The organism is Enterobacter asburiae (genome assembly GCF_024599655.1).
Taxonomy (GTDB): domain Bacteria; phylum Pseudomonadota; class Gammaproteobacteria; order Enterobacterales; family Enterobacteriaceae; genus Enterobacter; species Enterobacter asburiae_D.
The window spans coordinates 2,302,843-2,321,490 of the sequence record NZ_CP102247.1 but is presented as its reverse complement, the minus strand read 5'-3'; the positions used below and the strand labels follow the sequence as shown (position 1 = coordinate 2,321,490).

General features: G+C 56.7%; 18 protein-coding genes. 3 read left to right on the top strand and 15 right to left on the bottom strand.

The window, feature by feature from the left end:
- Nucleotides 1–5: 5 nt before the first annotated feature.
- On the bottom strand, nt 6–2,105 hold the full coding sequence (gene fusA, locus NQ230_RS10945; RefSeq protein WP_159514273.1) for an elongation factor G: 2,100 nt from the start codon (nt 2,103–2,105) through the stop codon (nt 6–8).
- Nucleotides 2,106–2,265: 160 nt separating this feature from the next.
- Here fusA and NQ230_RS10940 point away from each other — a divergent pair, with 160 nt between their 5' ends.
- On the top strand, nt 2,266–2,568 hold the full coding sequence (locus NQ230_RS10940) for an ArsR/SmtB family transcription factor (protein ID WP_024909591.1): 303 nt from the start codon (nt 2,266–2,268) through the stop codon (nt 2,566–2,568).
- Between the two features lie 57 nt (nt 2,569–2,625).
- Here the strand turns inward: NQ230_RS10940 and NQ230_RS10935 are convergent, their stop codons facing one another.
- Nucleotides 2,626–3,081, bottom strand: coding sequence for a GNAT family N-acetyltransferase (locus NQ230_RS10935; RefSeq protein ID WP_121423845.1), 456 nt, complete (start codon nt 3,079–3,081; stop codon nt 2,626–2,628).
- A 163-nt stretch (nt 3,082–3,244) separates the two neighbouring features.
- Here NQ230_RS10935 and pdxR point away from each other — a divergent pair, with 163 nt between their 5' ends.
- The gene (gene pdxR, locus NQ230_RS10930; protein ID WP_257261169.1) at nt 3,245–4,723 is read left to right on the top strand and encodes a MocR-like pyridoxine biosynthesis transcription factor PdxR; all 1,479 of its coding nucleotides are present in this window, start codon (nt 3,245–3,247) and stop codon (nt 4,721–4,723) included.
- Nucleotides 4,724–4,750: 27 nt separating this feature from the next.
- On the opposite strand, the gene NQ230_RS10925 is transcribed toward pdxR, so the two are convergent.
- Entirely contained in the window at nt 4,751–5,386 is a 636-nt protein-coding gene (locus NQ230_RS10925) for an ECs1377 family protein (RefSeq protein WP_159514276.1), read from the bottom strand.
- 121 nt (nt 5,387–5,507) lie between these two features.
- Entirely contained in the window at nt 5,508–6,839 is a 1,332-nt protein-coding gene (locus NQ230_RS10920; protein WP_257261167.1) for a 2-hydroxycarboxylate transporter family protein, read from the bottom strand.
- A gap of 409 nt (nt 6,840–7,248) precedes the next feature.
- On the opposite strand from NQ230_RS10920, the gene NQ230_RS10915 reads away from it, so the two are divergent.
- Complete coding sequence (locus tag NQ230_RS10915; protein ID WP_257261165.1) at nt 7,249–8,934, top strand: NAD-dependent malic enzyme; 1,686 nt, start codon at nt 7,249–7,251, stop codon at nt 8,932–8,934.
- A 45-nt stretch (nt 8,935–8,979) separates the two neighbouring features.
- On the opposite strand, the gene NQ230_RS10910 is transcribed toward NQ230_RS10915, so the two are convergent.
- The 11 genes from NQ230_RS10910 to NQ230_RS10865 form a co-directional block, all read right to left on the bottom strand.
- Nucleotides 8,980–9,981 carry a Kdo(2)-lipid IV(A) acyltransferase gene (locus NQ230_RS10910; RefSeq protein ID WP_121423850.1) on the bottom strand — a complete coding sequence of 334 codons (1,002 nt, stop codon included), beginning with the start codon at nt 9,979–9,981 and terminating at the stop codon, nt 8,980–8,982.
- 190 nt (nt 9,982–10,171) lie between these two features.
- On the bottom strand, nt 10,172–10,402 hold the full coding sequence (gene pptA / locus NQ230_RS10905; RefSeq protein WP_023335848.1) for a tautomerase PptA: 231 nt from the start codon (nt 10,400–10,402) through the stop codon (nt 10,172–10,174).
- A 37-nt stretch (nt 10,403–10,439) separates the two neighbouring features.
- Nucleotides 10,440–11,057, bottom strand: a complete 618-nt coding sequence (locus NQ230_RS10900; RefSeq protein WP_257261162.1) for a glutathione S-transferase family protein — start codon at nt 11,055–11,057, stop codon at nt 10,440–10,442.
- A 41-nt stretch (nt 11,058–11,098) separates the two neighbouring features.
- Nucleotides 11,099–11,986: an ABC transporter substrate-binding protein gene (locus NQ230_RS10895; RefSeq protein ID WP_257261161.1), complete on the bottom strand. Its 888-nt coding sequence runs from the start codon at nt 11,984–11,986 to the stop codon at nt 11,099–11,101.
- A gap of 9 nt (nt 11,987–11,995) precedes the next feature.
- Nucleotides 11,996–12,769, bottom strand: a complete 774-nt coding sequence (locus tag NQ230_RS10890) for an amino acid ABC transporter ATP-binding protein (protein WP_023335851.1) — start codon at nt 12,767–12,769, stop codon at nt 11,996–11,998.
- Nucleotides 12,753–13,679 (bottom strand): amino acid ABC transporter permease, encoded by a 927-nt coding sequence (locus tag NQ230_RS10885; RefSeq protein WP_213327634.1) that lies wholly within the window; start codon nt 13,677–13,679, stop codon nt 12,753–12,755. Before NQ230_RS10885 ends, NQ230_RS10890 begins: the two co-directional genes overlap by 17 nt.
- Before the next feature lie 9 nt (nt 13,680–13,688).
- The gene (locus NQ230_RS10880) at nt 13,689–14,198 is read right to left on the bottom strand and encodes a GNAT family N-acetyltransferase (RefSeq protein ID WP_008501765.1); all 510 of its coding nucleotides are present in this window, start codon (nt 14,196–14,198) and stop codon (nt 13,689–13,691) included.
- A 9-nt stretch (nt 14,199–14,207) separates the two neighbouring features.
- On the bottom strand, nt 14,208–15,140 hold the full coding sequence (locus tag NQ230_RS23065; RefSeq protein WP_503467210.1) for an ABC transporter substrate-binding protein: 933 nt from the start codon (nt 15,138–15,140) through the stop codon (nt 14,208–14,210).
- 14 nt (nt 15,141–15,154) lie between these two features.
- The gene (locus NQ230_RS23060) at nt 15,155–16,471 is read right to left on the bottom strand and encodes an LLM class flavin-dependent oxidoreductase (protein WP_503467209.1); all 1,317 of its coding nucleotides are present in this window, start codon (nt 16,469–16,471) and stop codon (nt 15,155–15,157) included.
- Between the two features lie 16 nt (nt 16,472–16,487).
- A complete protein-coding gene (locus NQ230_RS10870) occupies nt 16,488–17,609 on the bottom strand; it encodes a M20 peptidase aminoacylase family protein (RefSeq protein ID WP_032656863.1) in 1,122 nt (373 codons plus the stop codon).
- Nucleotides 17,606–18,607, bottom strand: coding sequence for an LLM class flavin-dependent oxidoreductase (locus NQ230_RS10865; RefSeq protein WP_257261157.1), 1,002 nt, complete (start codon nt 18,605–18,607; stop codon nt 17,606–17,608). Before NQ230_RS10865 ends, NQ230_RS10870 begins: the two co-directional genes overlap by 4 nt.
- Nucleotides 18,608–18,648 lie beyond the last annotated feature (41 nt).

The following is an 18,648-nucleotide window of genomic DNA, read 5'->3' as shown; positions in this document are numbered from 1 at the left end:
CCGTATTACTTCGCACGACGCGCAATAATCTCATCCGCAACATTCCGCGGTGCTTCCGCAAAATGATGGAACTCCATCGTATACGTCGCGCGACCCTGCGACATCGAGCGCAATGTCGTGGCATAACCAAACATCTCTGCGAGCGGCACGTCAGCACGAATAATCTGGCTTCCGTACTGCTCGGCCATCCCCTGCACCATGCCGCGGCGGGAAGAGAGATCGCCCATAATGTTACCGGCGTACTCTTCCGGTGTTTCCACCTCCACGTGCATGATCGGCTCAAGAATCACCGGCTCCGCCCTGCGGGCGCCCTCTTTGAAGCCGAGGATCGCCGCCATGCGGAACGCCATCTCCGAGGAGTCAACGTCGTGATACGAGCCAAACGTCAGCGTCGCTTTGACATCGACGACCGGATAACCCGCCAGCACGCCGCTGTTCATCGCTTCCCGCAGCCCTTTCTCAACGGACGGGATATACTCCCGCGGTACCACGCCGCCCTTGGTGGCATCTTCAAATTTAAAACCACTTCCAGGCTCCAGCGGCTCCAGGCTCAGCACCACATGGCCGTACTGCCCTTTACCGCCGGACTGACGGACAAATTTGCCTTCGATATCCTTCACCGTTTTACGCAGGGTTTCACGGTAGGTCACCTGCGGGCGACCGATGTTCGCCTCGACGCCAAACTCACGTTTCATGCGATCAACGATAATCTCGAGGTGTAGCTCCCCCATTCCGGAGATAATGGTCTGACCGGACTCTTCGTCAGTATGCAGGCGGAAAGACGGATCTTCCGCCGCCAGACGCTGCAAGGCAATCCCCATTTTCTCCTGATCGGCCTTGGTTTTCGGCTCGATCGCCAGCGAGATAACCGGATCCGGGAACTCCATGCGTTCAAGCGTGATGACGGCATTAGGGTCGGTCAGCGTGTCGCCGGTCGTGACATCTTTCAGCCCCACGCAGGCCGCGATATCCCCGGCGCGCAGTTCGTCCACCTCGTGGCGATCGTTGGCGTGCATCAGCACGATACGCCCGATACGCTCTTTCTTCCCTTTCACCGGGTTGTACACCGCGTCGCCTTTGCGCAGCACGCCAGAGTACACGCGGATAAAGGTCAGTTGACCGACGTACGGGTCGCTCATCAGCTTGAACGCCAGGGCGGAGAACGGCTCATCATCGCTTGGATGACGCTCCGCGTGCTGGCCTTTTTCATCCACGCCATCAATGGCCGGCACGTCCAGCGGCGACGGCATGAGCTCAATCACCGCATCGAGCATGCGCTGTACGCCTTTATTCTTGAACGCGCTGCCGCACAGCATCGGCTGGATTTCGCCCGAGATGGTGCGAATACGCAGACCCCTGATGATTTCCGCTTCGTCGAGATCGCCCGTCTCCAGGTATTTATCCATCAGATCGTCGCTGGCTTCCGCCGCCGCAGAGACCATTTTCTCCCGCCATTCCCGGGCAGTGCTGACCAAATCGTCCGGCACGGGCGCATAGGTAAATACCATACCCTGCGTCGCATCGTCCCACAGAATGGTGCGCATCTTGATGAGGTCCACCACGCCGGTGAAATGATCTTCGGCACCCACCGGGATGACAATCGGTACCGGATTGGCCTTCAGGCGTTCCTGCATCATCCGTACGACGCGGAAGAAATCAGCGCCCGGACGGTCCATTTTGTTGACGAAGGCCAGTCGCGGAACGTGATATTTATTGGCTTGACGCCAGACGGTTTCCGACTGCGGCTGCACGCCGCCCACGGAGTCATACACCATCACGGCACCGTCGAGTACGCGCATAGAACGTTCCACTTCAATGGTGAAATCCACGTGCCCCGGGGTGTCGATGATGTTGATCCGGTGCGGCTCATAGCCTCTGTCCATACCCGGCCAAAAGCAGCTGACTGCCGCGGAGGTAATCGTGATCCCGCGCTCTTGCTCCTGCGCCATCCAGTCAGTGGTTGCCGCGCCATCGTGTACTTCACCCAGCTTGTGGCTCATCCCGGTATAAAACAGGATGCGCTCAGTGGTGGTGGTTTTACCGGCATCGATATGCGCGGAGATACCGATGTTGCGATAACGTTCGAGAGGGATGGGTCGGGGCATGATATTTCCTTAAGTCTTATGACTTGTCTGTGACGACCAGGATGGTCGTGCATTCGTTCGTTTGCTATAATAGTCCTATTGTACGAGTATTATCGAACTATTTTTTAACGGTTGACCTATTGTTGATATAGCTCAATCTGACGCCAAACGCAGGAAAACGATGATCCCAAACCACCCTGAAACTGAACAAATACTGCTGGAAAATGTGCTGTTTGCCCTCGGCAACCCGCTCCGGCTGTCGATCATTCGCCGGCTCGCCGATGGCAGCGAACTCAGCTGTAACGCGCTGCGCCCGGAAGATGTGGTGAAATCGACGATGACCCATCACTGGCGCGTACTGCGCGACAGCGGCGTGATCTGGCAGCGTCCACAGGGACGAGAAAACATGATTTCGTTGCGAAGAGAGGATCTGGATGCCCGTTTTCCGGGGCTGATGGCGATACTTTTACAGGCGAAATCATAAGAACATGTGGGGAAATGCCCCGTATAGATTTAAGGGGCATCACGTCAGCTAAGGGATTTACCTCACGTGCATACGATACTCAATCATTCCACTTTTTTTGCCAATCCAGTCGTACAATCGTTGCCCGCGATAGTTGGCTTCATGCGTATGCCAGTAAAGATGACTGGCGTGGTGTTTTCTGGCTTCTCTCTGAACATATTCTATTAACTGTTTGCCAATGTGTTTGCCCCTGACGGTTTCGCAGACGTATAAATCTTCGAGGTAGCAGTAATCGCTCTCAGCCCAGGTCGAACGGTGAAAGAGATAATGAGCAAAACCCACTATATCTCCATTACATCGTGCCACCACGCAGTATAGCGGCTCAACGGGGCTGAAAAATCGTTGCCAGGTTCGTTCAGTAATCGCCCCGGACAGATCGACGTTGTAAAACGCCTGATATTTCCCCCACAGTGGCATCCAGCTTTCAAAATCACGTTCTTTAACTGCCTCAATTGTCACGCTCGTATTATTCATAGTGCCTCTTCTCTCACCCGTTTATTCGTTTCAGGAAAAGTGTATTCGCTGAATGGCACGTTTTGCCCCGCCAATTCTCGCCATCAAGGCAGACCAATTTTTCATCCTGCTGCGTGCAATATTCCTTTAGAATTAAGAAATACGAGGGAAAGTGGACAACATAATGTTTAAGCATGCACAGCTTGAAACGGTTAAGGCATGGATTATCGACCCCGCTAACGGATCGCTACCGCTTCATGAAAGGATCCAGAGAGCAATACGGACGCTGATACTGGAAGGGGTACTATCTCACGGTAAGGCCCTTCCTGCTTCACGCGCGCTGGCGGCTTCTCTCAGCGTTTCCCGGGATACCATAGAAGCGGCCTACTCCAGCCTGCATGCCGAAGGTTTTATTGAGAGACAAACAGGCAGAGGGAGCTTCGTCTCTTCCAGCGCGCGTTTTTTAAAACCCCGTCCTCGACAGCCTCATCCAACCGCTGAGATACGAAAAGCAAAACTCAGCGACCGGGGAAAGATCGTTTATGAAAGCGGCGGGATCCGCGAGTTTTCCGCCCCTCGCCCCCTTGCGCCCGGCATTCCTGAAACCCGCATGTTTCCCATTCCGATCTGGGAACGTCTTCAGCGACAGGTTATGAAGGAGTTTCAGCACCAGGCGTTAGAGCAAAGTCCACCACAGGGTATAGAGCGCCTGCGACGGGCCATTGCAGAATATGTCAACCTTGAGCGCGGAACGCGTGCGAGGGCAGAACAGGTCATCGTTCTGACAAGTTCTCAACAGGCGCTTGCGCTCTGTTCCCACGTGCTGATGGACGCCGGGGATGGCATTGTCATTGAAGATCCCTCCTATCAAGGGGCGCACAAAGCGTTCAACGCTGCAGGCCTTCGCTGTATTCCGGTTCCTCTTGATGAAAAAGGCATCTCTGTTGACGGTCTTAATTCTCTTACCGAGCCAGCCAGGGCGATCTACCTTACGCCGTCTCATCAGTACCCTACCGGGGTGACGCTCTCTCTTGACCGACGACTGGCCGTTGTTAAATGGGCAAACCGTTACGGAGCCTGGATCATTGAGGATGACTATGACAGCGAGTTTCACTACGAAGGTAAGCCTATGGCCAGTCTTCAGGGGCTTGATACGTACAACCGGACAATTTATATCGGCACGTTCACCAAGTCTCTTTTCCCCGGGCTGCGTATTGCCTACACCATCGTTCCCTCAGAACTGATAGAGCCCTTTACCATGGCGAGGACGTTAATGGATGGTCACACCGCCTCAATAACCCAGCTGACGCTGGCTAAATTTCTGGAGGGAGGCCATTTTGGCGCCTATGTTCGAAAGATGCGGAGTATTTACGTTGCTCGTCGCAACACGCTGGCAAGCATGATAGACGCGTATCTTTCTGAGTATGTTGCCTGTGAAACGCCAGCGGGGGGAATGCAAATGCCTTGTCACCTGAAGCACGGAATATCCGAGAAAGAGATAGCCACCGCCGCCCGCCGCGCGGGTGTTGATATACTTGGGCTTACCGATTTATATGCAGGCTCCCCCGCGTCCACCGGTTTTTTAATGGGATTTGCCGCTTACACGGAGAAGGAAATAGAAGACGCTGTAAAAAAATTGGCCGCAATTTTCCGTAATGTTTAATGCCGTCGACCGGTCAGCGGCGAATACTCATTCCGGGCGAGCAAGGCTATAAACAGGGATCCGTCGGCTGGTCTTTGTAAGCGTATCGAAGACCTCGGTCTCAGACGTCACAATTCTCACGCCCGTTTTCCTTAACCTCTGTACATCCGCCGCGATGCGCTGAATGCCAAACCAGAAAAGCCCGTCGAGTGCCGTTACCGCTAACCCATTTTCCAGCGCCAGCTTAAGTCGTTCGCGGGGGGCTTTAACCTGCTGGGCTATTTGCCTGTAAGGTAATTCATTACATCCCGTCGCGTCACTGCGCTGGATCCGCGTTTTAAGCTGATAGGTAAACTCGTCAGGTATTCCGTCGAGATCCCTTTTCAGGCTATAGACGCAGCCAAAGCGCTTGCCGTTAAACAGCACATTTTTCTGACTGAGCTGAAGCTCTTTTCTGACAACGTCTATCAGCTGGGGCGCACGGGTAAGAAGCAGCCTGAAGGGCAGCTCGAAGCTGGTGACGTAATCCACATTAAGCAACGCGAGGCGCAGCCGCTCCTCTGCACCGGACTTTTGCTCACGACACTCCTCCATCACCTCTGCCCACTGGCGCGTCAGACGCTCCGGCTCGGCGGCTTCGGTAAGGAGATATTTTTCAATTTGATAATCAACTCTTGCGGTCATCGTGTGGTATCCCGTCGCTGTGGATGCGGTAATTCTATACAGTACGGTGATATTTATAAAGGACTGAACCGCAGCGACATCCTGAAAATGTCGTTGCGATTCAGTATCCTGACGTTTCGGATCAGTGCGCCATAATCCAGCCCATCAGCAGCGTGGCGAAAATCACCGTCGACGCGCCGCCGATGCGGGTGGCGATCTGCGCGAACGGCATGAGCGACATCCGGTTAGACGCGGACAAAATGGCCACGTCCCCCGTTCCGCCCAGCCCGCTGTGGCAGCAGGTTACAATGGCCGCTTCCACAGGATACATATTCAGACGCGACGCGATAACGTAGCCGCTCAGCGCCATCGCAATCACAACCGAACCGCATACCACCACGTATCCCACCGAGAAGACCGACACCACGCTCTCAAGCGGCACGTATAACATCCCGAGGCCGATCATTAGCGGCCAGACCAGCGCAGCCGAGACGAATTTATAGCAACTGTGCGCGCCCTGCTCCATTGAGGCCGGGATCACCCTGAAGTATTTACACAGAACGGCAATCAGGATCATCAGCACCGGGCCGGGAATGTGTACCAGTTTTTCAAACAATCCGCCGACGATGAAAAACGCGCACACCATCAGTAATCCGCCCCCCATCAGATGAAAATCCGTCTGCTGCGTGCTTTGCGCCCCAGCAAACAGGCTGGCGTCGTCTTTACTCCGCGTGAGCATGCCATTTCCCGAAAGCGCAGGACGTTTCGCGCCGAGTCGCGCCAGCGAGCCCGCACAAATGATGGCGAAGATATTCCCGACGACCGCAGCGGGTGCCAGCTGCGCAACGTAGACGTCAGGCGTCTGCCCCAGTATTGCCGAATAGGCCAGGGACAGCGGCAAAATCCCCTCGCCAATCCCGCCGCCGATGATGGGCACAATGATGAAGAAGAAGGTGTGGTAAGGCGTATAGCCAAACAGTGAGCCCACAATAAGGCCGCTCAGCACCGCCATGCAAGTTCCCGCCACCAGCGGCACAAACATGCGCATCATCCCCTGGATCAGCAGCACCCGGTTCATTCCCAGAATACTGCCGACCACCAGGCAGGCGATGACGAAATAGAGCAGATTCGCCTCTTTCATCAGCAGATGCACGGTATCGAGGGTTTGTTTCCCGAATACGCCAAAATAGACCAGCACGGAGGGCACCATCAGGCACAGGATCGCCGGGCCGCCGATATCCTTCAGCACCGGAATTTGACGCCCCACTTTGGCAAACGCGAAACCAAGGGTCATGATGACCGCGAGACCACCTATCATATTTTTCGGCAGCAGCCCTGCCCAGGCGGACGTCGCCACAATAGCGGCAATCCCGACGAACAGCATCAACGGGACCGTGCCCACCTCAGTATTGTTGAGCCCAAAGGCAAAACGCGAGGTAGACAGTTCAGAAGTCGGTACAGGATTATCTTTCATATAATCACCTGAAATTGTGTTCGGATATACAGAGAAAGGAATAACTGAAACTATTCCTGATACGAAAAAATGTTCTTAAATATAAATAATGATTTATGCGGCCTTTTCTAAAAACAGGCTCAGGGTGAAATTAGCATGTGCTCCCGCAGAGAAATGTGAACGCAACAACTCTTTCCTTTTAAATAATTTAATTCATCATTATGTAACTAAAGTTATTCATGGTGATCGATGCATTCCTTTTTGAAATTAATAAAACCAGAAAGAATGTGAACTTTATCACTCCTGTTCCGTTAGCTAAGCGCTAAATTACCCCCAATCAAACACACAAGAAACCGTGTCTTTACAACCCGTAAAGCCACTGTTTTTACTCGCCTTTTATCTTTGTCACTTAAATACCCAGGAGTTAACCATGTCCAGGAAAGAAGTTCTTTACACCCCCTATAACGGGGCCGTATTGCTGGAAAATCCGCTGCTAAATAAAGGGCTCGCATTTATTAAAGAAGAGCGTGATAATTTTAATCTGCATGGACTATTGCCGCACAACGTTGAAACTATTGAAGAACAAACCGAGCGCGCCTGGGTGCAGTTCTGCCATTTTAAAAGCGATATTTCGCGTCATGTATACCTGCGAAATATTCAGGACACCAATGAAACTCTTTTTTATAACCTCTTGCGTTCGCATCTCAAAGAGACGTTACCGATTATCTATACCCCGACGGTCGGTGAAGCCTGCGAGCATTTCTCTACGATTTATCGACGCGCGCGCGGCCTGTTTATTTCATGGCCTAACCGCCATCGTATTGATGAGATGCTGCAGAGCTTTTCGCGCAACGACGTTCGCGTGATTGTGGTGACGGACGGAGAACGTATTTTGGGGCTTGGCGATCAGGGTATCGGCGGAATGGGCATCCCAATTGGTAAGCTGTCGCTGTATACCGCCTGCGGGGGGATCCATCCGGCCTCCACCCTGCCGATTATGCTGGATGTCGGCACCAATAATCAGCAGCACCTCGACGACCCGATGTACATGGGTTGGCGTCATCCGCGCATCAGCGACGATCAGTATGCTGAATTTATGGATATGTTTGTCAGCACCGTTAAAGCGCGCTGGCCCAATGTGCTCCTGCAATTTGAGGACTTCGCGCAGAAAAACGCCACCCGACTTCTCCAGCGCTACCGCGACCAGCTGTGCTGCTTCAATGATGATATCCAGGGCACGGCAGCGGTCACCGCCGGAACGCTGATGGCAGCGGCGCATGCGGCGGGCACGCGCATTCGCGACCAGCGCGTGGTCTTCCTGGGCAGCGGTTCTGCCGGATGCGGGATAGCAGAAAAAATTGTGGCGCTGATGGTAGATGACGGCCTGACCGAGCCGGAAGCGCGCAGGCGAATCTTTATGGTCGATCGCTTCGGCCTGCTGACCGACGACATGACGAATCTTCTCGATTTCCAGAAAAACCTGCTTACCGCGCGCGACGCCGTTTGCAGCTGGCAGGTAGACTCGCAAAATATTTCCCTGCTGGACGTGGTGAAGAACGCGCATCCCACGGTGATGATCGGCGTTTCAGGCCAGCCGGGGCTGTTCAGCGAAGAGATTGTCAAAGAGATGCATCGCCACTGTCCGCGCCCAATCATCATGCCGCTCTCGAACCCGACCTCACGGGCGGAAGCCCAGCCGCAGGATCTTATCGCCTGGACTCAGGGTGCCGCACTGGTGGCCACCGGCAGCCCGTTCGCCCCGGTATTCTGGGAGAATGAACACTACGAGATTGCCCAGTGTAATAACGCCTATATTTTCCCGGGTCTGGGGCTGGGCGTGCTGGCCTGCAACGCGCGCCGGGTGACGGAAGAGATGCTGATGGCAGCAAGCCGCAGCCTGGCCGCGCAGTCTCCGCTGGTCACCACGGAAAAAGGCGGACTGCTGCCGCCGGTAGATCAAATTGAAACGGTCTCACGCCAGATTGCCGTCGCCGTCGCCCGGGCCGCGATTGCACAGGGCATGGCTCCGGCGATAGATGATGAGACGTTGATGGCGCGTATCGAGAAGACCTGGTGGCAGGCGGACTACGCGCCGTACCGCAGGTCTGCGCTGTAAGCCTCGCGCCTGCCCTCATTGCACGGTGAGGGCAGGATTGCTGTCTTAGTGCTGGACGCCTGACCGGTCGGAAAGATCGGCGGCGGACAGGATATCAGCCCGTGGTGCCACGCTCTTGCGGCGGGCATAGCGGTCAGGCTGACCTTCAGGACGCGTTTTGAAGCGCCGGTGCAGCCACATATACTGTTCTGGCGCCATCCGTACCGCCTGCTCAATCGCCCTGTTCATCTGCGTCGCTACAGATTCTTTATCTCCCCCCTGCAGCGCCTCGCTGATATCCTCCAGAATAATCAGTTCGTAGCCGGTGCCGTCCGCCCTGCGGCGCGGCACAAAGGGAATGACGGCAGGCTTAGCGCTTTTGACCAGCATATAGCTCCCAGCGGTCGTGGCGGCATCCGGAACCGCAAAAAACGGCACAAAGACGCTATTGGTTTTGCCGTAGTCATGGTCCGGGGCGTACCACAAAATCTCATTCTGCTTCAGCGAGCGGATCATCCCCTTTAAATCATGACGATCGAGCATGGTTTTATTTGAGCGCAGGCGTCCGCGCGTCTGAAGCCAGTCCAGCAGCGCATTATTGTTGGGACGATACACCCCAATACCGGGGTTAAGCATGCCAAATATCCGCGCGCCCAGCTCAAGCGTCAGAAAATGCATCCCCACCAGCACTACGCCCTTTCCTTGCGCCCTGGCCTTTTCCATATGCTCATAACCCGTCACGGTAAAGCATTTCCGCACCCGCCATGCAGGCCAGAACCATGCCATTCCGGTTTCGATCACCCCCATTCCTACCGATTCAAAATTACGCTGCAGCAATGACTCGCGTTCATCCTTGTTCATCTCCGGAAAACAGAGCTCAAGGTTGCGGCGGGCAATCTCGACGCGGCGCGGAAGCAGGCGCATCGCCAGTCGACCCAGTCCATGACCGATTCTGAACAGAATTGGATAAGGGAGCAGCATGATAAGCCACAAGGCGGCAATGCCGGCCCAGCTTAGCCAGTAACGGGGATGAAGAAAGGCGAGTGAAAAACGGGGTAATTTTGTCATGAGAAAATTATCCTTTAACGTGTCTGTCCTTAACTGATTCTGTTGGAGATCTTTCCTAAGGATTAATATGTCAGCCAGAAACGGTAAGTGTAGCGGATAAGATAAAACGCATTTTTATCGATTTTTGCGAAAAAGCGGGAAGACGAGGCGGGGAAAAACCGGGGAGGAGCGATCCCCCCGGCAGTTGCGCTTACATTGAATAGCCAGGCTTTTTGATTAACTCGTCCAGCTTCGGTCCTATTTCGGTATCCCAGACCTGCGCTTTCCAGTCCTCCTGGTTCACCTGATTCAACGCAACGGACACCGAGCTGTCTTTGCTGTTGAAATGGCGAATAATGACCTCAGCAATATCCTCGGCCAGGGCGGTTTTTTGTTCGTCGTTTAAATCGCGGGGAAAACATTTGATATCTACGTGTGGCATATGCAGGCTTCCAGTTGTGAGTCATGGCTCCACGTTATCAGATAATACCGTTGGCCTTTAACACCTTGTGCAGTTCCGGCTGCTGGCATACGGTATCTGCGATGGCCGTCAGTTTCGGCGTATTGGTCGTAAACCAGTCATGGCGTGGCCCCCAGGTGCGCGCCACCGCGATATACACATCCAGCAGCGTCAGCCGTTCCCCCAGCGCAAACGGGGCAGCCTTGAGCTGAGTTTCAAACCACAAATAGAGGGACTTCCGGTATTCGATGCAGTTTTTCTGCAGTTGTTCCGGCGCGTCCGGCACCCAGCGCTCGGGATAGTCCGCATACGTAAACGTGGGATAGACGTTGGCCACAAACCAGATCAGCAGACGCTGAAACTGCTGGCGTTCGGCCTGCCCCACGGGCGGAGCGAGATCGGGACATCTGTCGAGCACCATCAGGGCAATCGCCGCCGTTTCGGTCATGATGGCGCCATTTTCCAGCTCCAGCGTGGGGACCTGGCACAGCGGGTTGAGCTTTTGCAGCAGCTCACGCTGCGGACCGGGCTGGTCAAACCCGTCCACGTTGATAAATTGATAAGGGATATCAGCCAGGGTTAGCATCACTTCACCGATCGCCGAGCCCCAGCCGGGTACGCCATAGAGTTTAATCATGTTGCCCCCTCAGGAGTGAAAATCCTAAGTGTAGAGCACCATTAGTAGGTTATCCCAGGCGGGTTGACCTCCGATTGCGTCACCGCTTCGCCCTGCTCGCCCCAGCGCGCCAGTACCTTCTGGTAATCTCCGCGCTTAATCGCGCCGTCCAGCGCGGCCTGCAGCGCGTACACCAGCTCATTGCCTTTTTTGGTGGTGGTCGCGACATAGGCTTTTTTCGGCCCTAAACCGACAACGCGGGTTTTGCCGGTGAGCGCCGCTTTGTAGGCTGAAACCGACTGAGGGCCAAAGAACACGTCCGCCCTGCCGGACTGAATATAGAGATTGCCCGAGGCATCGTCGTGGAGATAGACCGGCAGCGCAGGCGTCCGCCCCGCCTTTTTGTTCTCTTCGTTCCAGCCCAGCAGAATACGCTCCTGATTGGTACCCGAGCCGACAATCACCTTTTTCCCTGCCAGATCTTCCGCGCTTTTGATTGACTGGATCTCGCTGGTGGATTTCACCGAAAACGCCAGCGAATCGACGCGGTAGGTCGCAAAATCAAACTTCTCTTTACGCTGTTCGGTCACCGCAATGTTCACCAGCGCCACGTCGTAGCGCCCGGAGGCGATCCCCAGCGGCCAGTCTTCCCACGCCGTCGGCACCAGCTTCAGCTTTAGCCCCAGACTGCCCGCCAGCAGGCGGGCGATATCCGGATCGCTGCCAATGCGCGTACGGTTATCGCTGGCCAGCAGCGCCAGCGGCGGAGAATTCAGCGCCGAAACGGCGACCGTTAGCGTACCCGGCTCCACGAATTTGTAATTGGCGGGGATTTTCGCCACGGCCTGCCGATCCACCGTCACCGGCAGCGGCTGTTCGTTGGCTTTCAGATCGATGCTGGCGTGGCTCGCCGTCGTGAAGACCAGCCCCGCCAGAAGTCCATATTTCATTGGCACTCCTTACAAGACTTTGGAGAGGAACTGGCGCGTTCGCGCATGTGACGGACGGTTTAATACCTCGTCACTGCTTCCCTGCTCGACGATTTTTCCGTCGACCATAAACACCACCTGATCCGCCACTTCCCGGGCAAAGCCGATCTCGTGGGTCACCACCACCAGCGTGGTGCCAGACCGGGCCAGCTTTTTGATCACGTCCAGCACTTCCCCTACCAGCTCCGGATCCAGCGCCGAGGTGGGCTCATCAAACAGCATCACGCGGGGACGCAGCGCCAGCGCGCGGGCAATGGCAATACGCTGCTGCTGACCGCCGGAAAGATGGCGTGACCAGGCATCGGCTTTATCCCGCAGCCCAACCACGTCCAGCAGGCTATACGCCCTTTCCACCGCCTCTTTTTTGCTGAGCTTTTTATGCGCGATGGGCGCCTCTATCAGGTTTTCCAGCACCGTGAGATGCGGAAACAAATTGAAGTTCTGGAACACATAGCCCACGTTGACGCGCTGTTTGAGGATCTCCTTCTCCTTTAGCTCATAGAGCTTATCGCCCTGACGACGATAGCCAATGTAATCCCCGTCGATCTGGATAAAGCCTTCGTCGACGCGCTCCAGGTGATTAATGGTGCGCAGCAGCGTCGATTTACCCGAGCCGGACGGCCCGAGGATGACCGTCACGGACCCGGGCGGGATCTCAAGCGAAACGTTGTCGAGCGCCTTATGGCGGCCAAAAAACTTGCTGACGCCGGTAATCGAAATATGTCCTTCAGGAGAGGCTTGCATGGACGGGCTCCTGTGCTGACGTGGTAGTAACAGAACGAGTACGACGGGCGGCACGGTTCTGGTTAACGGCGGAGCGGCGTTCGCTGCGGGCAAGCGCGCGCTCGACGCCATACTGGATAGCGGACAGGACGGTGGTGATCGCCAGGTACCAGGCGGCACCGACCATCAGCAGCGGGATCACCTCCTGCGTGCGGTTGTAGATCATCTGGATGGTATAGAACAGCTCCGGCATCGCCAGGACGTACACCATCGCCGTGCCCTTGGCGAGGCTGATGATTTCATTGAACCCCGACGGCAGAATGGTGCGCAGCGCCTGAGGCAAAATGATCCGCACCGTGCGGCGCCAGGCCGGCAGGCCGAGCGCGGCGGCGGCCTCGTACTGCCCGTGATCGACCCCGAGGAATCCGCCGCGAATGATCTCAGCGGTATAGGCGCTCTGCACCAGCGTCAGCCCCACTACGGCGGTAGAAAACTGCCCCAGCACGTTGATGGTTTCAAAGCTGCCCCAGGTGATGCCGGTGAACGGCACGCCGAGAGAGAGCGTGTCGTAGAGATAGGAAAAGTTGTACAGAACGATCAGCACCACAATCAGCGGCAGCGATCGAAACAGCCAGATGTAGGCCCACGCCAGGCTGCTCAGAAGCCACGACGAGGACAGTCTCGCCAGCGCCAGCATGCCGCCCAACACCACGCTCAGCGCGGTGCCGATCAACGTCAGCAGCAGGGTCTGCCCTACACCTTCGAGGATCACCGGGTCAAAGAACCAGCGGGCGAACACCGCCCACTCCCAGCGCGGGTTAAAGGCCACGGACTGAATCACGACCGCCAGGACAAACAGCGCCACCGCGGCGCCGACGGTCCGCAGCGGATAACGCGCCGGGACCACCTTAATGGTTTCAACGTTGCTCATCGTCGTTCCTCATGCGGTTTTACTGAACGCTTCGCGTACCAGCGTTTTAGTGAAGCGCAGCCGACCGTCAAACGGCGGCTGGCTGTACTCTTCCGGATCCCGGTTCAGATCGAACTGCGGCTGATAGCCCTGGCTGAGATAGAGCCTGACCGCTTCCGGCTGGCGAAAACCGGTTGTCAGGTAGATTTGGCTATAGCCTGCCAGCACCGCCCTGCGCTCAAGCTCCTGCACCACGCGCCCGGCAAGCCCCTGCTGACGCAGGGTTTTGTCCGTCCAGATGCGTTTGATTTCCGCGGTGCGTTCGTCGAACGGTTTGTACGCGCCGGTGGCAATAATCTTCCCGTCTCGCTCCAGGACGATAAACAGCCCCTGCGGCGCCAGATACCACTCGGTGAGCTCCACTTCCGCGTCTTTAGAGAAGTAGTCCCCGTAGCGGGCCGCATATTCACCGAACAGCCCCTCGATAATGGGCTGAAGCTCGGCATCTTCCGGGGAAACATCACGAAATCGTTCGCTCATCACGCCTCCTTAATCACCCAGGCCAGCCGGGTTCACTTCTGACTGAGGAATGCGCTCAACCCCTTCCCCCCAGCGGTTCAGCACTTTGTCGTAATCGCCGTTTTTGATGACGCCGTTCAGCGCAGTTTGCACCGGCTCAACCAGCCCGCTGCCTTTTTTCAGCGTCACGGCAATGTGCGCCGCCTTCGGCCAGCCGCCGTCGACGCTACCCACTAGTTTGGTTTTCCCGTTCAGCGCCGCTTTCCACGCGCCGATCACGTTCGGACCAAAGTACGCATCCGCGCGTCCGGACTGCAGCGCCAGCGTTTGTGCCGCATCGTCTTTGGTATAGATCGGGGTAAAGGGCTTCAGCCCCTTCTTCAGGTTTTCGGCGTTCCATGCGAGCAGGATGGCCTCCTGGTTGGTGCCGGAGCCGACGATAATCCGCAGCCCGGCGATGTCCTCAGCCTTCTCAAGCGACTTGATCGGGCTGCTTGATTTCACGTAGAACCCGAGGGAATCTTTACGGTAGGTGGCAAAGTCAAACTTCTCTTTACGCTCTTTGGTGACGGTGATGTTGCTGATGGCGGCATCATATTTCCCGGATGCCACGCCCAGCGGCCAGTCTTCCCAGGAGGTTGGCACCACGTTCAGCTCCAGCCCCAGGCTGTCAGCGACCAGACGGGCGACGTCCACCTCACTTCCCAGCAGCGTTTTGTTGTCATCGGAAAACACCGTCAGCGGCGGTTGATTGAGGCCCGCCACCGCCACGGTAAATTTCCCCGGGACGGCAAAGCGATAGTCTTTCGGCAGCTGTGCCACCGCATCGTTGTTTTTAGCGGTATTAACAGGCGTTTTATTGGCCTCGATGCTCACGCCGGTGCCGTTAATATTCACATTCTCTGCCCAGACGGCAGGAGTAAAGGCCAGCGCGAGCGCCAGAATAAGCGATGTTTTCTGCATAGCGGTGTTCTCTTTTATTGTTGTGTGAACTGGTTTTTGGGTTCGTCTAAACCGAGGCTTTCGCGCAGCGTGGTGCCCGGGTAGTCGGTGCGGAACAGACCGCGGGCCTGTAAAACGGGCACCACCTGGTCAACAAAGCGCGGGAAGGTGTCCGGCGTACCGCCCTGGATGATGAAGCCGTCTGCGGCATAACCTTCAAACCAGGCCTGCAGACCGTCTGCCACCTCTTCCGGCGTACCGGAAAAGCGCGGGCGCGGCGAGGCGGCTTCCAGCGCAACCTGACGCAGGGTTAAGCTGCGCTCGCGGGCATTGCGCTTGATTTCATCGGTGGTGCTGCGGAAGCTGTTTTTGCCTAAGTCGCCGATATCCGGGAACGGCTCGTCGAGCGGATACCGGCTGAAATCGTGATGTTCAAAATAGCGTCCGAGGTAGTTGAGGGCATCGTTAATCGACACCAGCGCCGCCGTGGTTTGATACTGCTTTTCCACGTCGTCGGCGTCTTTACCCACAATCACGCTGACGCCCTGGAAAATATGTAAATCTGACGCGCGGCGTCCGTTCGTTTCCAACTGCTGCTTCACGTCGCGGTAAAAGGCTTTTGCCTCATCGAGCGTTTCGTGATGGGTAAAAATGGCGTCGGCATGTTTCGCCGCCAGCTTTTTCCCGTCGTCCGACGCGCCCGCCTGAAAGACAATCGGTCGTCCTTGTGGCGTACGACCAATATTCAGCGGACCGGCGACCTGGAAAAAATCACCGTGGTGGTCGAGGGTATGCAGTTTGACCGAATCAAAGAATTGACCGCTCTCCTTATTACGCACAAAGGCGTCGCCCTCCCAGGAATCCCACAGCCCTTTCACCACGTCGAGATACTCATCCGCAATGCGATAGCGCAGCGCATGCTCGGGGTGTTTTTCACGGGAAAAGTTCTTTGCTGACCCTTCCAGCGGCGAAGTCACCACGTTCCAGCCCGCGCGTCCGTTGCTGAGGTGGTCGAGGCTGGCGAACTGGCGCGCCGTGGTGAAAGGCTCGCTGTAGGAGGTGGATAAGGTTCCCACCAGCCCCAGGCGCGAGGTGATGCTGGCGAGAGCGGATAACACCGTCAGCGGTTCAAAGCGGTTTAAAAAATGCGGGATCGATTTCTCGTTGATATAAAGACCGTCGGCAACGAATAAAAAATCGAGTTTGCCCTCTTCCGCCTTTATCGCCGTCGCTTTGACGAAATCAAAATTGATACTGGCATCGGCGACGGCCTCAGGGTGACGCCAGGCGGACATATTTCCGGATGCACCATGCAAAATGGTCCCCAGCCGCAGTTGACGATGTGCAGACATATTCACCTCTTAAGAATTAAACGTGTTGCAGGGCTTTTTCCGCAAGCTCTGCAAAATAGCGGGCAGCGGGCTCAATTAAGGCTTCATCCGGATTGAAGGCCGGATGATGTAAACCATACGGGCTATTGCTGCCGATGCTGACAAACGCCCCCGGGATCTGCTGCAGATAGACCGCGAAATCTTCCCCGCCCATATGCAGCTCGGCGTGTCGGGTTTCGTATCCGGCGTCCCGGGCGACCGAGGTGGCGAAATCGGCCCAGCGTTCGTCATTCACCAGCGCGGTGGGCCCGGCATACCAGGTGATATCAATCTGCGCGCTAAAGGCGCTGGCAAACCCGGCGGCGATTTCGCCCACGCGGGCTTTCACGTTCTGCTGCACTTCCGTGCGATGGGTGCGCAGCGTGCCTTCCAGCTCGACGCTTTCCGGCAGCACGTTCCAGGTGTTACCGCCTGCAATGCGCGTCACGCTCAGCACCACCGAATCCAGCGTATTGACGTTGCGGCTGGCGACGCTTTGCAGCGCCGTCACCAGCTGGCTCGCCAGCACAATCGCGTCGTTGCCTTCGTGCGGACGTGCGGCGTGCGCGCCCTTACCGGTAATGCGGATCACGAAGCGATCGACGTTGGCATAAAACGGCCCGCCGCGGGTAGCGAACTCACCGACCGGCAGGCCGGGCTCGTTATGCATGCCGAAGATGGCGCTGACGTCGCGCAGGGCACCGGCCCGCACCATGCTCTTCGCACCGCCAAAGTTCTCTTCGGCAGGCTGAAACAGGATCCGCACCCGGCCGTTAAGCGACGCTTCCCGCTCTTTCAGCTTCAACGCGGCGCCGAGGATCACGCTGGTGTGGATATCGTGCCCGCAGGCATGCATTACGCCTGCACGCTGGGAGCTAAACGGCACGCCGCTGCGCTCTTCAATCGGCAGAGCGTCGATATCCGCCCGCAGCGCAATCAGTTTGTTGCCCGAGCCGATTTCCGCCACCAGTCCGGTCGACAGGTCGTAAGGCTGCGGGGTAATCCCGGCATTCGTCAGCCACTGGCGCAGGCGCGTCGTGGTCTCGACTTCCTGGCCGGAAAGCTCCGGGTTCTGGTGCAGCTCGCGACGCCAGGCAATCAGCTGTTCGCCAAAGCTCATACGGTGACCTCCTTGTTAAGACGCGCCTCGGCGAGCAGGCGCAGCGACGCGACGCGTGTTGCTCCCTCCGCTACCGGCGTGTCGATGATAAATTCGTCAATGCCCCACTGCTGGTGCAGCGCGTTGAGCTGTTCCAGGACCGACTCAGCCGTACCCGCCAGCAGCGACTGCGCCCGGCGTGCAATGCGCACCGGCTCGCTGCCCGCCTGACGCGCAAAGGCGTAGGCCTGCTCTTCGCTGGCCACGGTGACACGCTGGCCGTTTGCCAGCTCAACGCCCCACACTTCGACCTTTTGCGCCAGGGTTTCTGCCTCGGCCTGCGTCGGCGCGACAATCGCCTGTACCGCCACAATCACGTCCCGCGAGCTGTTCTTACGCCAGGTCGATACCACCTCGCGCAGCAGTTCCGGGTCACCGTTCAGATGCGCGGCAAAAACAAAGTGCCAGCCGAGCCTGGCGGCCAGCAGCGCGCTATCGGTACTCGCGCCCAGCAGAAAACGTTCTGCAGGCGACGGCGGCAGAGGCGTGGCGCGGACGGCATCCTCCGTTGACGGATGTTCAGGACGGATCCAGCGATCGAGCTGGGCCAGTTGTTCGGCGAAGCTGCCCTTTTCCTCTTGATTCAGGCCCTGCTGCAGCGCACGCGTTGAGAGCGGTAAACCGCCGGGGGCTTTCCCGACGCCGAGATCCACGCGACCGGGCGCCAGCGCGGCCAGCACGTTGAAATTCTCGGCGACTTTATAAGGGCTGTAGTGCTGGAGCATCACGCCGCCGGATCCTACGCGGATGCGCGTTGTCTGCCCGAGGATCCAGGCAATCAGCAGCTCCGGTGAGGGGCTGGCAAGATGGGGAGTGTTGTGGTGTTCGGCAATCCAGAAGCGGTGATAACCCAGATTTTCTGCCTGCTGCGCCAGCGCCAGCGTACGCGCCAGTGCATCGGCAGCCGTTTCGTTTTCAGCGATGGGGCTTTTATCCAGAATGCTGATTCGCCATGACATGTTGCGTTCTCGTTTGACTTAACATGTCGACATTATTAAAG